Source organism: Yersinia sp. Marseille-Q5920 (genome assembly GCF_946902935.1).
Lineage (GTDB): Bacteria > Pseudomonadota > Gammaproteobacteria > Enterobacterales > Enterobacteriaceae > Yersinia > Yersinia rochesterensis.
In genome coordinates this window covers 71,856-84,879 of sequence record NZ_CAMPQA010000001.1, presented here as the reverse complement: position 1 = coordinate 84,879, position 13,024 = coordinate 71,856, and the positions used below count along the sequence as shown (strand labels likewise).

The following is a 13,024-nucleotide window of genomic DNA, read 5'->3' as shown; positions in this document are numbered from 1 at the left end:
AACACGGGACTGACCAATGACCACAGCAATTGAACAACTTATTAAAATGCATGATCCGCGCTGCGTCAGCATTGAATCGCTGAACATTGGCAGAGGTCGTGCAGTTCTGACCAAAGACCAGATAGTAGGGACTTTTGCTACCTGCCAGCATAGCCACCCCGTTGGGTTTGATATCTTGATGACCAAATACCGTAATGATTGCAAAGCCGAGCAACGCTTACGGGCTGCTATTGGTGTGTGGCTGCATAAGCGACCGCATCCACCGCGTGCCATTGCTGCCAGTCAGTTAGCGCTGAATATGGTATTGGATAGAAATCTCCCGGCGCAGGTAGAGCAAATTGCCACTTTATTGCGGCGTTACGGCTCCCGTACTGGAATGACCAGAAAAGTCGTTGATGGGCTACAGCAGCAAATCAAATTACTGGAGAGAGATAAAGCCCAGGCACTTGATGATGGCACTATCGAACTACTGGCCAGTGACATACAAACTCTTCAGTCTAAAATCAAAACAGAACGCGGAGCACTCCGGGCATGGGCCAATCAGCAGGCTGCGGTAACCCAAGTCTGCCCACGTTGCCATGGTGCCGGTAAAACCCTGCGACCTCATCCAGAAACATGCAACGAGTGCGGTGGTAGTGGTCGTATACCGCCGACAATGGAGCATCTGCGCAAATCTATGGGCATCATAGGGGCTGAGATACCCGCCGGGGAGTGGGCTGCGCAATACGCACCTTTGGTTAAAGAATGCATGCAATGGCTGTACATTGAAGAAAGCGACGCGTCTCAGACATTATCTGAATTAACTAAAAATGAAATGGTTTGAGAGACAGATGGCAAAAAATAATTATGCTGAAATAGCTGTCAGCGTCGCAAAATATTTTGCTGGCGTGAATAACCCCGAATTAGCTAAAAAATGGGATCAATCACTCGACGGTAATGGAAAGTCATGCCCAAGAATTACTTTTCTAGGCTTATGTGAGGACGGCTGGGTAAAGGGAATAAAACGAGGTAATTATATTTTACGTCGAAGAAAATATCCTAATAACAAAGATTACGCCATCGAGGGAGCAAAAATAGTCTTAGCTAATCCCAGCAAGCAATATTCAGCATCTCAATTGTGGGTTGAGGTTAAAAGAGCATTGCCTGGTGGGGCGGAGAATCACAATCAGCAGATGACGGTGGTTATTGCGTTGATGAATAATGATCTTTTGCAATACCCTCCATTGACTGAATGATTAATACGCGCTAAATTTCCGAAAGATGCCGGAGTATGCTTAAAAGCTGCTCCGGTTTTTTATTGGTCAGTTCCGGTCAGTCCTGACTACCCCAAAAGCCTGCATGGTTCGCCCAGCAGGCTTTTTTATTTCCCCAAACCGGGGAGGTGGAGCATGAAAATGCCTGAAAAAACATCATTTGCCTCATATCTCACAGGGGCAGTGCTGGTATTGGTTGGGAAGCTGGGTAACCTATTAAAAGATTTAACCCTGAATGATTGGGCGATTGTCATCGGTATTATCATCGGGGTGGCTACCTTTTTTCTGAACGCCTACTGGCAGCGCCGGCAGACAAAAGCTATCGAAAAAGCAGCGCGAGAGGGATACACAATAATCAGGGGGGATAAATAATGGCAGTGTCCTCCCCTTTAATGAAGAAAATATACGGTGTAGTTGCTGGTGGTGCTATGGCGATCGCAATTGCCCTTGTGGGTGGCAGCGATGGATTGGAAGGGCGAGAGTAGTTTCAAATACAAGCGCGTGAGCCGTCGGAGTGCCCCGAGGTGCGGTAAACCCTTCACTCACTAAGTGACTAATAGCTTTGTCATTAACCATTTTACTATCCGCAATCTGGAGTCTCCCATGCCTAACAAAATCGCCGTGGTCTATATCGGCCTAAAAGAAAAAAAACGTGACACCATTACCGGTAGTCGCCTGGTATTCCCGCGCCATAAACCGGTTGAAGTTGAAAGTGCTATTGCCCATCAACTGCTGGATTTTCCAACGGTATTTATCCGTCACGATGAATTGGAAAGTACGCTCAATCTGCAACAAGCCTCAGAGCAAGAACATGCAGAATTGGCGGCGCAATTAATAGAACAAGCCAAACTTGAGGCTGAAAAAAATAGTTTTGTCCTGAAAGTTGGGGGTGATGAGGTTGATATCGCCAAACTGACCTCGGTTCAACTGGCCACCTTAGTCGAATCTGAAGATCTGAATATCAGGCAGGCTGCTCAGGAAAAGGTCAATGATTTCCGCGTGCGTGTTCGTGAAGCCATTCAGGTCAAGAACGCTGTTAGCACTGGGGCCGAATAACCATGGCAACACTTGACGCATTTCTGCCGACCATACGAAAGCATATCAGCGGCCCGCTGGATATCATGATGAAGCAGGCCGCATTGGAATCTGCGATCACCTTTTGTCGTGAGTCATTACTCTGTCGTGAAACTGTCACTTTTAATGATGTTATTCAGGGTGCAACTTGTATCCTGACGGACAGTGATCTGGTGAAATGCGTCAAGCGTCTACGGGTATTAAACCTCACAAATCAGGTGAGTAATGCCAGTGCGCCGGGTGTTCTGTTGACGGCTGGCATTGAGTTTACCGTAAAGTCTGCCAATCAAATCATTTTCAATCAGCCGTTTACCAAAGTGACTGTGGATTTTGCCATTGAACCCAAGCGTGAGGTGACTGAAGTGCCTGACGTGCTTGCAGACGATTACGCTGATGTGATCGCCATTGGTGCGCTGGAAGATTTATTTATTATGCCGGGCAAACCGTGGACCGATCCGCAGCGCTCACAATACTTCGGGGTGCGCTTTGTTGATGGTTATCGTCGGGCATTTCGTGAGGCGCTGGATAACTCCCCGATCACCGCCTTCAATAACCCCGTTCGTAAACACGAGTTCTTCTAATGATCACCATTGCCGAGATTATTGGGCGGGTTAACACCCAGCTCAAAGATACTGCATGGCTACGCTGGCCGTTGGCGGAGCTATGTGATTATTACAATGATGCTGTCCGGGCTGTCATTCTGGCGCGACCTGATGCCGGAGCCACCACTGAAGTGATGACCACAGAGGTTGGGACTAAACAGAGGTTGCCCGCCGGTGCGATCCGCTTAATCGAGATGATTCGTTTAGTAGACGGCAGGGCATTAAGGCCGGTACCGCGCGATGTACTGGATAGCCAATACCCTGACTGGCATCAGATGACTGGCTCAGTCGAGCGTTACACCTATAACGAATTGACACCCAAAGTGTATTACCTGTTTCCCGGTGCTATGCAGCCCATTGGTATTGAGGCGGTCGTTGCCAGAGTTCCGGTGGCCGTTGCTATCAATGATCTGGCAGATAAAACGCCGGTACCGATTGATGAGCTCTATGTGAATCCGTTGGTGGATTGGATGCTGTTTCGTTCATTTAGTAAAGATGGTGACGCCGGGGCCAATCTCAATTTAGCCATGCAGCATTATCAGGCATTCAGTGATCAGCTGGGGGTTAAGCAAAATTCTGAGAGTTTCGCTCAGCAATTGAAAGAGGCGCAGTATCAGGGAGGTGGGCAGTGAGCGTTATTGTTTCCGGCATTATGATTAACCCGGTTGGTGAGCCGGTAATCAATGCACAAATCACTCTCACCGCAATAGCTAACAGTCTCACTGTACTCAATACCTTTTCAGCCACGGTTAGAACCGACAATATTGGCGCATATCGTATCCAGTTAGAGGAGGGCAGTTACTCTATTACGGTAAATATGTCGCCGGGTTGCAGGATGTTGTCGCTATGGGTTCAGGGCAAAAAGCTGATGCACTGTCTGGTTATAGCAACATTGCCAGCCAGAGTTTAAGTAAAGCGACCAGCGATGCACAGAAGTCACTTAGCGACCGACAGGCAGTAGGGCAATTAGTCGGTGCTGTTGGCGGCGTGGCTGCTCGTAATTATGGGGTCAAGGACGTCAGCAGCAAATCGACTTATGGACTCAAAGACGTGAGCAGCAAATCCACGGGCATCTTTGGCGGCAACTAATGACAGGAGAGCGTTATGGGACAAGCATCTGATACCTATGCCAATCTTATTCGTGATCAGTATAACGATTGGCTCACTCGTTTTTATCCAAAGCAAAAAGAGCTAATGGGTTTGGCTACCAGCGGAGAACTGATGAATCAGCAATTAACCCGCGTCAGTGATAGTTCTGCCAACAGTCTGCGTTCTGCTCAGTTGGGTACTCAAAATCAGTTAGCGCGTTATGGCACTACTCAGACGGCAAACCCGAACGATAACAGTTTAGGTCTGCGCTCGGCACTGGCCACTGCCGGGGCGAAGAATGGTATCCGGGAGGCTGAGCAAGATCGACAGATGAATATTTTAACCGGTGGCAGTGCAAGCCTACGTGAGCAAATGAGTATTGGCGGGGGGAGTAACTAATGGGATACGGACTGATTGATGTTGCACGGGATACTCGGCAGCAGGCCATGCAAGGGCTAGGTGATGCTTCTAACCGTGAGATACAGCGCGAATCTGCAAATGAGCAGCTCAAATCCCAACAGAAACAGAGCCAAATGAGCATGATTGGCGTGGGGGCCGGTACTGGCATGGCGGTTGGTGCCACCTATGGTGCTGCGGGTGGGCCGATTGGTGCGGGTATTGGTGCCGCAGTAGGTTTGCTGGCAAGTAGTTTCTTCTAAAGGATCATTATTATGGGCGTACAAGGTTTAGCAGACGGCTTCTTGGCAGGCTTCAATACTGCGGATCAGGCAATGAGTCGCAATCGTGAGCTGGGCTTGCGAGATGCCGCACAACAGCAACAGATTAAAGACTCTGACCGCAACTATGGCCTGGCGAAAGAGCAGGTGGATTGGCGCAAAGAGACTGATAATCGAGATCACCAATATAAATCACAGCGTGACAGTGTGGGTGATGAGCAGTGGAATAAAAACTACGGGTTAGCGCAAGCCAATCAGCGCACGGCCAATGCCAGTTTGGGCATGCGGGCGCAGGAACTCAACATGCGTAAAAGCGAGTTTAATTTCCAACGTTCACAAGCCGAGCGGCAACAGCGCATGCAAGAAGAAATGCCGGTCGTTCAGGCGATGTATAAACAGATTGAAACCACTGGTCAGGTAGACCCTCAATTGTATGGGCAAATATCAAAGGATAATCCGCTGCATCCGTCCCGCTTCTTTGGTCAGGACGCCATCAATAACGTGATGGAGATTAACCAGATTATGCAGAAAGTGCTCTCCGGGGAAATGAACTATAACGACCCGAAAGTATTAAAGACGATGAATACTGTGTTGGCCCCTCATATTGAGCGCAATATTGATGAAGTCGATCCGGAATCTGGCAAGAAGATTAAGAGCAAAGAACTGGCCCATATTGGCATCAGCGAAGATGGCAAGTTTGTTATTCCTGGTCTGAAAGTCACTTATAGCGATGGTTCAACCGCCAACAAACCTATGACTCAATTCGGTTCCGCTGATGTGAATGATAACCAGGTAGCTAAAATCTCTATCGACGAGTTTATGAATAAGGTCAGAGGTTACAGCCAGATGGTTGGTCAGCTTAACCAGCCAGATCGCGCCAAGTTTATTGGCAGCATGGTTAACCCGCCAGATAAAGCCGCCATGCGTCAGGAAAGTGAAGGCTACCGCAAAGAGCTGCTGGATATTGGTAAAGATGAAAGTAAGCAATTGGCCGCGCTGAATAAAGACAGTGCCATGATGGATGAGAAGCAACTGGCCGCTGCAAAACAGGAAATAAAAAGCAGCTCTGAGCAACGCCGCCAGCAAGCTTCTGAACTCTATGGTGTTGGTGGGGGCCGTGGTTCTCAGAATCAATCCGGCATTGACCCAGCTGAGTTGGAAGCATTTGCCGGGGAGTACCAAAAAGAATTTGGTGAAGTGCCAGATCTGAATAGTGAGGAAGATCGGAGGGCATTTGCTGCCTGGCAGCAGAAACGAGCGGATAGGGAGGAGGTAAAGGCTGCAAACAACACAGCCCAGACAGCTTCCACACATGTTAACAGCTTTACTGCACAACAGTTGAGGGAGATTATTAGATTAACTTCGGACTAAAACGTTATCTTATTGAAGGAAACTATCAATTTTAACAACTTTTACACCTACAAACAGTTCATCAGGTATAGAAGTTGTTAGGTCATTTTTTAGTTTATCTAATATTCTAACTATATCTGATTTAACACTCGCTTCAACATTGTCGTTCGTCGGTGCAACTATAACGATATAATTCCCTTTTTCTACTACTGCCCATGCAGGAATATTACTTATGTTTTTGGGCATATAACGAAGAATAGTTAATGAGTCTATATATTTTTGACGCATTTCGGAAATAATGGCTTTATGCAATTCTTTAATATGTAATATTTTTTCCTTCTTGTCTAAATCACAATCTTTTATTTTTTTTATGCGTTGTAATATACAAGTATGCTGCATGGCTAGATCACTAAACTCGACCAAGTGAAGTTTATCTTCTATGTTGTGAAAGTAATCTACAGACTTAATTTCGTTAAATTTACAATGATATTTAATACCTTCCCCATCAACTTTATAGCCTATTTTATTTATTTTGACATCGATGGATTTAAATTCATGATCCATTTCCTCAGCAAAATTCTCAAAATCACTCATGTCCATATTACAACTCTCCATCTATGAACATGTCATAAAAAGGTTTGCCAAGATCACTTTTAATTGCTGCAATACGCTTCATGGGATTAGTGCTTTCAGCGACAGAATAACCATCAGAAGTTAATTGATTTATACCAAAATGTTCTTCAGATACAAGAATAGGATTGCTATCCATAATATTTTCTATGCACTTCATCATGTCTATGCTATGGCTAGCAATAATAACGCTTATGCCGTGGGTGCTGAGTTCAAAAAGGGTCTCAATCATAATTTTTTGCCATGATGGATGAAGATTCACTTCTGGTTCATCAATAAATAAATAACTACCTTCCGATATAATACCTCGCTCTAGCAAGAGAGATATTATACCTAAATTAGTAACACCCAGAGCAGTAGAGTGTAGGCCAACAGCTCGAGGGCTTCCTTTTTCTCTGAAAACAATATCACTAGTTGGTGATATTAGAATCTCACCACCAATAGCTTGTTTTATTGACTTTGAAAAAGGAGAATCACAAATTGATTTTTCATCTTTAGCTCTATTTTTTAATAAGTCAAAGAGATCGTAAAAATGTTTAGGTACTCCAGATAAAATATCATTCTTTTGTCGAGCTAAAAAGGATAAGTATTTTTTATTAGACCTTAAAGTATCAAGGGAATCCTTTAGCTTCCAATATATAGGTGATTCTAAATATACAACATTATATAATTTTTGAAAATCATCAATACTAGTATGGGTCAACTTGAATGAAAGGCGTTCGTTATTTATGTGAATTGAGCCAAGGGAATCGAAATCAAAACAAATTTCAGAATCGTTATCGGCATTAAAGTTTTTTAAGTCTGCCAGTTTAGAAACTTGAAAGTTTTCTTTCAGTTCATTAATGAAACCCTTTTCTATTTCTTCACCAAGAAAACTATTAGGTTTAGTTGTCAAATTAGATAATGAATTTAACATTATCTTGATGGCATCAAAAGTTGCGCTAACTTTTTTAAATTTAACTTTCCCATGAACTTCATTTCTGAAGTTGTCAAAATTAGAAAGTACATTTTTACATGCGACACTTAATAATTCCATCCCGGAAATTTGTTGAGTAAGAGTGTTAGCTCTAAACTCTTCATCAATAATTTTCTCCACCTGTTCAATAGAGTTAATAAGATCTCGATGCAATAATTGCTCTGTTAAGCTTGGCCGAACCAATTGATAATCAATAGAGAACGCTAAGTTTTTTATTTTAGTTATACTATTGAATGCTGAGGAGGTAACGTGATCATTATTAATTGTATTAAAAAAACTATAAAGAGCTTTAGTTACAAAACTTTTCCCAGATGAATTTGGGCCTGCAATAACAGTAAAAGGCCTTATGTTTATCTTAGCTTCTTTTATTTTACCAAAGTTTTTAATATCAATATTAAATTTCATAACCACCTAATTTTTTATAAAATATTCCATTCCCATAGATTATACATCAAGCCTTGATTAGGGCTACTTTTTTTGCTAAGAGTTTTAGGGAAAACGTGTTTGTTTGAAGTTTCATCATTTACAACTTCACAGAATCTCTGTAACACGCTAAATTACAGAAAGATGCCGAAGTGAGCTTTAAAAAGCCCTTCGGTTTTTTTATGCACGAAATCTAGCCTCGACAGGTTCGCCTGCCGGGGTTTTTTATTCCAGTTTCCCCAGCACAACGCATGTGCTTCAAACCATCGAACCTGATTAGAAATGAGCCTTTGAGGAGCCAGTACGGTTGGTACGCCTCGGTGGGCTGGTTTCCTATGCGCCAAAGGTTCATTTCTAATAAAGGAGTACCAAATGACTTACGATCCGCAGCAGCAACGTCCAGAAGAGCAAACCAATAACAGTAATCGTGAAACACTCAATATCCAGCAACCAGGTGAAAATGCGAATACCGGTTTCGACTGGGGTGCTGTAAGGGCAGCGCGTGAGGCTGCTGGACGGCAGTCAAAAGCACCGCAAGCCAATGATCCTAGCGTAGGTTTAAAAGATGTACTTCTTTCCGCTGCGGCGGCACCAACAGATATCATTAGTGGCAATGCTCAGTTATTTAAGGCGGGTACCCAACCGAAGCGGAATTAAACGGCGGCGTGCGTCAGGCATTTGATCACCTATTCAAAACGCTCAAAACCAAGCCAACCGATAAAGGTATCGCTTTCTATTCGCGTAAAGGTACCGATATTGATAAAGGCAATGTTATTTCAGATACCGGCCACACTGCTGCGGGTGAAAAAACCGCTCAGGGAATGCGCCAAGGGCGAGCCCAAGTTATCGCTGATGTCTGGGTGCGCAATTTGAATGGTGCAGCCAAAATCAAAGTTAAGGTAGTGCAAACCCAAGCTGAAGCGGCTGCCATGATGCCGCGCGGGATCCCAAAAGAATTCGGCATTGTCCATGCCATTTATCAGCCGGAACTCAGCCGGGTGATTGTGGTAGCGGATAACATTACTTCTGACCGCGAGCTTCGGGCTAAATTGCGTCATGAGGTCTTGGCGCACCACGGGCTGGCTTCCGTCATTGGTGATGTGGAATACGACCGTATCATGCGCGTATTACATCAGACTCGCGACAGCAAAAATAAAGAAATTCAGGATGTTTGGCGGGAAGTCGATAAGTCATACCGCAATGAGTCTCCCGAAATGCAGGCTAATGAGTTTTTGGCTCACATGGCTGAGCGTTCAGAACTCAGCGGCCTTGGAGCGATGTGGGACCGTTTTGTTTCTGTGCTGATCAATGCATTGAAGAAAACCGGCATCATGAATACGAATGATATTTCGCCAACTGAGATACGCACTATTCTGCGCACCGTCGCTGGGCGGTTTAAAAAGACGGCTATGTATGATGGCGAACAACCCGGAACGCGGGAGTTTGATAATACGTTTTCACGCTCTGATGCTCTGTATTCCAAAGGCCGCAAAGATCCATTCAAACCCGATAGCTATGACGCTAAGCAGCTTGCATCTGAAGTTGAAAATATAGCGGCAATGGAGCATGCCCCACGTCATCAGGTTCGCTTAGGTGACACGCCCGCCGTTTATCAGGCGGTTGGCGCGCGGAATATTGAACTTACCATGCCTGCGTCCGTGGTGCATAAAGCCACTGACCCATCCGTACGTGATCATGCAGTACGACTGGAGGATATGAAGCGGTTGCCTGAGTTAATCTCGGATCCTGTGGCTGTCATGCGTTCTGCAACGGAGAAAGATGCGTTAGTCTCACTGGTGGAAGCTCATGATGCTAATGGGAATCCAGTGATTGCCGCTATTCATCTGAATGGTAAAGGTGCTGGATTTGCAGAGGTGAATAAGATTGCGAGCGTGTACGGAAAAGATAACCGTGCTGCACTACAAAAGCAGTTGGACAACGACTTGCTGTATTTAGACAAAGAAAAAGCCGCTAAATGGCTTCATGCAACCGGGCTCCAATTGCCCGGGGCGAACACCTTTAGCGGCTCAAGTAAAAATATACTCTCCAAGCAGGATATTCGCAATAGTGATGCGCTTTACTCCCGCACTGCTAGCTCATCAATGGATGCTGAAACCAACCGCAAAATGGGCTTTAACGTTGAGCAGGGGTGGTTTGATAAGGCCAAGACTTTCTACGGTACAGTGACCAGCAAAGATAAAACGGAACTGAAAGCCTGGCTAAAAGAAACCGGCCGTAAACTCAATACCAAAACCTTTGATGGTATGGCTCCGCTGAAATATGCCGAAGATGCTGCCGGTATCAATGATGCACGAAGTTCTGCCTACATTGGAGCGCGTATGGCTGCCGGGGCAGGCTCTGTTACTGCCGCCACTTTAGAGCATGGCTTGCCGCGCTATAACAAAGCCGAAGGGATAGTAGAGCGACAATCCGGTACCGGTAAAGAGGACGCTCTTATGGGTATTCTCGACGGACTGGGAAACCATCGGGAAAACTTCTTTAAATGGATCGCCGGCCATCGCTCTGAACGGCTGATGAAAGAGGGCAAAGAGAACAACTTCAATGCTGACGAAATTGCTTATATGAAAACCCTTAACCGGGGTAATGAAGCCTTATTCGACAGCCAGAAGAAAAAATATGATGCTTTCATTAAGTCGATTCTGGATCTGCAACAAGATATGGGATTGATTGATCCGGAAAGCCGCGCACAGTGGGAGGATGCCTGGTACTTGCCTTATTACCGTGAAGCCGAAAATGGCGAGGTGAAAGGGCCGTGGACCAGCAAAGGCATTGCCAACCAGAGCAGTACCGTACGCAAGTTAAAAGGCAGCGATTTAACCATCAAGGATCCTATCGAAAACCTGTTTAACTATGTGGCGAAATCGGTTGATGCTTCAATGAAAAATGAGGCCATGCGTCGCTCAGTGGTCAATCTTGTGGATACCGGCGTGCTGGAGGTGATTGAATCACCGAACAAAATGGATTTTGAGCGTATCGGCAAAGATGTGGTTAAGGTGTTTATTGATGGGCAGGAAAAACTGGTTCAGGTTAATGATCCGGAACTGTATCGCGCCTTTACCATGATAGACCTCGAGCGTAGTAACTCTACCTTTATGAAAGCGGCCCGCCAGGCTAAAAAGGTGCTGACCGTCAGCACCACATCGATGCCTGATTTTATCATCCGCAACTTCTTACGTGACTCAATCCACTCATGGGCCATCAATAAAGATGGATTTAAGCCAGTGACAGCCTCATGGGCCGGATTTAGAAAAGCCCTACGCACTGATGATAGCCTGGTGGATATGATGTTCGCCGGTGCCACTTTTGGCGGCGGTTACTCGAATGTTTATGATCCGGCATCGACTGCTAAAACTATTCGTAGTGTTCTACGGCGTAAAGGTTACAACGACAGTCAAATCCACGAATTCGAATCCTCCATTGCTCGTAACAGCAAAGAGGTGATGGGTAAGATTGAACAGGGTTTGCATAAATATAAAAATCTCAGCGAAGCGGCAGAGAACGCTAACCGACTGGCCACTTATGAGGCCGCAATTAAATCAGGGAAAAGTAAAGCTCAGGCAGCCTTTGAATCGCGTGATTTGATGGACTTCAGCATGATGGGGGCCAGTAAAATCATGATAAACCTGAGTGATATGCTGCCATTTTTCAACGCCCGTATGCAAGGGCTGAGTAAGTTAGGCCGAGGTATCAAAGAGAACCCGCGCGAAGTGCTGAAACGCGGCGGCATGATCACCGCAGCCTCGCTGGCACTGATGGCGCTGAATTGGGACGACAAACGTTATGACGAGCTTCAGGACTGGGATAAAGACACTTATTGGCACGCATGGATTGGCGATCAGCATATTCGTTTCCCGAAACCGTTTGAAATTGGCTTGATGTTTGGCACCTTGCCGGAGCGATTTGTCCGTGCGCTGGGCGGTAAAGATACCGGGGCTAAATTTGGCAAGCTGGTGGCGCATAACTTTATGGAAACTATGGCATTCAACCCTATCCCACAAGTCGCGATGCCGATTGCCGAGGCTTATGTTAACTATGATTTCTTCAAAGGCGGGCCGATTGAGAACATGGCCGACAGCAACTTGATTGCGGGTGCCCGTTATAACGACCAGACCAGCCTGTTAATGCGCGAAGTGGGTGAGGCGACCAATATGTCACCGAAGATGCTGGATCATATTGTGATGGGCTATACCGGCAGTTTAGGCAGCTATGTGATGGGCGCGACTAATTTGCTGATGCGTAACCTGAAAGACTACGGCGAAACCCCGACCATGCGCCTAGATGAGATGCCGGTGATTAAATCCTTCTTCAGAGGTTCAGATCCGGCCAAGTCTACCCAATTCACCGAAGATTTTTACCGCATGATGACCGAAGCCAACCAGATAAACAGCACCATCAACAGCTTCCGTAAGCAGGGGCGGGGCGATGATGCCAATGAATTGATAGAGGAAAATAGGGGTAAGTTATCGCAGCGTCAGGGGCTAACCGCGACGCAGAAACAAGTGAAAGCACTGAATGCTCAGATTGAAATGATGAGGCGCGACCGGATACTCACGGCGGATCAGAAAAGAGAAAAGATTGATCGGCTAATGGCGACCAGAAACAAACTGGTACAACAGGCGGTGGAAAGGGTGAATCCGTATTTTAATAAGTAAATTGAAAGGGAGTTTGGAAGACTCCCTGATTTATTGGCTTTTGAGCAAGGCAATGTAGCCATGGTCATAGATGGTTTTACTTGCCAACTCGATAGCAACCTCGCTTGGGTGTAATTAGATCTGACAGAAGGCTCTGTGTCAAAAGTAGGCATTCATATAGCTACGCACCAAGGGTACTTCAAAGGTCAGAAAAATCTACCTGTAAAACACGTAAAGACCCAGTATTTAGTATGGATATTTTAATCTTTCGATAATATAGTAGTTTTAAAACTAAGCC

Annotated in this window: 15 protein-coding genes; 13 read left to right on the top strand and 2 right to left on the bottom strand. The window is 45.6% G+C overall.

Translation table 11 applies throughout. The features are described from left to right. Nucleotides 1-16: 16 nt before the first annotated feature. The 11 genes from OVO64_RS00490 to OVO64_RS00445 all read left to right on the top strand — a co-directional run bounded on the left by OVO64_RS00490 (nucleotide 17) and on the right by OVO64_RS00445 (nucleotide 6,066). The gene (locus OVO64_RS00490) at nucleotides 17-823 is read left to right on the top strand and encodes a TIGR02642 family protein (protein ID WP_267248521.1); all 807 of its coding nucleotides are present in this window, start codon (nucleotides 17-19) and stop codon (nucleotides 821-823) included. 7 nt (nucleotides 824-830) lie between these two features. Beyond that, on the top strand, nucleotides 831-1,235 hold the full coding sequence (locus OVO64_RS00485) for a DUF6979 family protein (RefSeq protein WP_267248520.1): 405 nt from the start codon (nucleotides 831-833) through the stop codon (nucleotides 1,233-1,235). Nucleotides 1,236-1,388: 153 nt separating this feature from the next. Continuing rightward, nucleotides 1,389-1,625: a phage holin gene (locus tag OVO64_RS00480; protein ID WP_226719278.1), complete on the top strand. Its 237-nt coding sequence runs from the start codon at nucleotides 1,389-1,391 to the stop codon at nucleotides 1,623-1,625. A gap of 231 nt (nucleotides 1,626-1,856) precedes the next feature. Next, nucleotides 1,857-2,309, top strand: a complete 453-nt coding sequence (locus OVO64_RS00475; RefSeq protein WP_267248519.1) for a hypothetical protein — start codon at nucleotides 1,857-1,859, stop codon at nucleotides 2,307-2,309. 2 nt (nucleotides 2,310-2,311) lie between these two features. Then, nucleotides 2,312-2,908, top strand: a complete 597-nt coding sequence (locus OVO64_RS00470) for a hypothetical protein (RefSeq protein WP_267248518.1) — start codon at nucleotides 2,312-2,314, stop codon at nucleotides 2,906-2,908. After that, nucleotides 2,908-3,561 (top strand): DUF6682 family protein, encoded by a 654-nt coding sequence (locus tag OVO64_RS00465; RefSeq protein WP_267248517.1) that lies wholly within the window; start codon nucleotides 2,908-2,910, stop codon nucleotides 3,559-3,561. The genes OVO64_RS00470 and OVO64_RS00465 overlap by 1 nt, the downstream gene beginning before the upstream one ends. A 20-nt stretch (nucleotides 3,562-3,581) precedes the next feature. Then, nucleotides 3,582-3,839, top strand: coding sequence for a carboxypeptidase-like regulatory domain-containing protein (locus OVO64_RS20590; protein WP_416371387.1), 258 nt, complete (start codon nucleotides 3,582-3,584; stop codon nucleotides 3,837-3,839). Next, complete coding sequence (locus OVO64_RS00460) at nucleotides 3,776-4,018, top strand: hypothetical protein (RefSeq protein WP_267248516.1); 243 nt, start codon at nucleotides 3,776-3,778, stop codon at nucleotides 4,016-4,018. The genes OVO64_RS20590 and OVO64_RS00460 overlap by 64 nt, the downstream gene beginning before the upstream one ends. A gap of 15 nt (nucleotides 4,019-4,033) precedes the next feature. Next, the gene (locus OVO64_RS00455; protein ID WP_004712659.1) at nucleotides 4,034-4,417 is read left to right on the top strand and encodes a hypothetical protein; all 384 of its coding nucleotides are present in this window, start codon (nucleotides 4,034-4,036) and stop codon (nucleotides 4,415-4,417) included. Further along, the gene (locus tag OVO64_RS00450) at nucleotides 4,417-4,677 is read left to right on the top strand and encodes a hypothetical protein (RefSeq protein ID WP_050126862.1); all 261 of its coding nucleotides are present in this window, start codon (nucleotides 4,417-4,419) and stop codon (nucleotides 4,675-4,677) included. The genes OVO64_RS00455 and OVO64_RS00450 overlap by 1 nt, the downstream gene beginning before the upstream one ends. Nucleotides 4,678-4,689: 12 nt before the next feature. Next, nucleotides 4,690-6,066 carry a hypothetical protein gene (locus OVO64_RS00445; protein WP_267248515.1) on the top strand — a complete coding sequence of 459 codons (1,377 nt, stop codon included), beginning with the start codon at nucleotides 4,690-4,692 and terminating at the stop codon, nucleotides 6,064-6,066. A 9-nt stretch (nucleotides 6,067-6,075) separates the two neighbouring features. Here the strand turns inward: OVO64_RS00445 and OVO64_RS00440 are convergent, their stop codons facing one another. Both OVO64_RS00440 and OVO64_RS00435 read right to left on the bottom strand, forming a co-directional pair. Then, on the bottom strand, nucleotides 6,076-6,645 hold the full coding sequence (locus OVO64_RS00440; protein WP_267248514.1) for a hypothetical protein: 570 nt from the start codon (nucleotides 6,643-6,645) through the stop codon (nucleotides 6,076-6,078). Nucleotide 6,646: 1 nt separating this feature from the next. Next, entirely contained in the window at nucleotides 6,647-8,056 is a 1,410-nt protein-coding gene (locus OVO64_RS00435; protein WP_267248513.1) for an AAA family ATPase, read from the bottom strand. Nucleotides 8,057-8,446: 390 nt separating this feature from the next. Here OVO64_RS00435 and OVO64_RS00430 point away from each other — a divergent pair, with 390 nt between their 5' ends. Further along, nucleotides 8,447-8,731: a hypothetical protein gene (locus OVO64_RS00430; protein ID WP_267248512.1), complete on the top strand. Its 285-nt coding sequence runs from the start codon at nucleotides 8,447-8,449 to the stop codon at nucleotides 8,729-8,731. 8 nt (nucleotides 8,732-8,739) lie between these two features. Beyond that, complete coding sequence (locus OVO64_RS00425) at nucleotides 8,740-12,747, top strand: LPD38 domain-containing protein (protein WP_267248511.1); 4,008 nt, start codon at nucleotides 8,740-8,742, stop codon at nucleotides 12,745-12,747. Nucleotides 12,748-13,024 lie beyond the last annotated feature (277 nt).

Excerpts from the sequence above, each read along its gene's own strand:
- OVO64_RS00470 (WP_267248518.1), top strand. The coding sequence starts at position 2,312 with ATGGCAACACTTGACGCATTTCTGCCGACCATACGAAAGCATATCAGC.
- OVO64_RS00465 (WP_267248517.1), top strand. The coding sequence starts at position 2,908 with ATGATCACCATTGCCGAGATTATTGGGCGGGTTAACACCCAGCTCAAA.
- OVO64_RS00475 (WP_267248519.1), top strand. The coding sequence starts at position 1,857 with ATGCCTAACAAAATCGCCGTGGTCTATATCGGCCTAAAAGAAAAAAAA.
- OVO64_RS00490 (WP_267248521.1), top strand. The coding sequence starts at position 17 with ATGACCACAGCAATTGAACAACTTATTAAAATGCATGATCCGCGCTGC.
- OVO64_RS00440 (WP_267248514.1), bottom strand. The coding sequence starts at position 6,645 with ATGGACATGAGTGATTTTGAGAATTTTGCTGAGGAAATGGATCATGAA.
- OVO64_RS00445 (WP_267248515.1), top strand. The coding sequence starts at position 4,690 with ATGGGCGTACAAGGTTTAGCAGACGGCTTCTTGGCAGGCTTCAATACT.
- OVO64_RS00485 (WP_267248520.1), top strand. The coding sequence starts at position 831 with ATGGCAAAAAATAATTATGCTGAAATAGCTGTCAGCGTCGCAAAATAT.
- OVO64_RS00460 (WP_267248516.1), top strand. The coding sequence starts at position 3,776 with ATGGGTTCAGGGCAAAAAGCTGATGCACTGTCTGGTTATAGCAACATT.
- OVO64_RS00435 (WP_267248513.1), bottom strand. The coding sequence starts at position 8,056 with ATGAAATTTAATATTGATATTAAAAACTTTGGTAAAATAAAAGAAGCT.
- OVO64_RS20590 (WP_416371387.1), top strand. The coding sequence starts at position 3,582 with ATGATTAACCCGGTTGGTGAGCCGGTAATCAATGCACAAATCACTCTC.
- OVO64_RS00430 (WP_267248512.1), top strand. The coding sequence starts at position 8,447 with ATGACTTACGATCCGCAGCAGCAACGTCCAGAAGAGCAAACCAATAAC.
- OVO64_RS00450 (WP_050126862.1), top strand. The coding sequence starts at position 4,417 with ATGGGATACGGACTGATTGATGTTGCACGGGATACTCGGCAGCAGGCC.
- OVO64_RS00480 (WP_226719278.1), top strand. The coding sequence starts at position 1,389 with ATGAAAATGCCTGAAAAAACATCATTTGCCTCATATCTCACAGGGGCA.
- OVO64_RS00455 (WP_004712659.1), top strand. The coding sequence starts at position 4,034 with ATGGGACAAGCATCTGATACCTATGCCAATCTTATTCGTGATCAGTAT.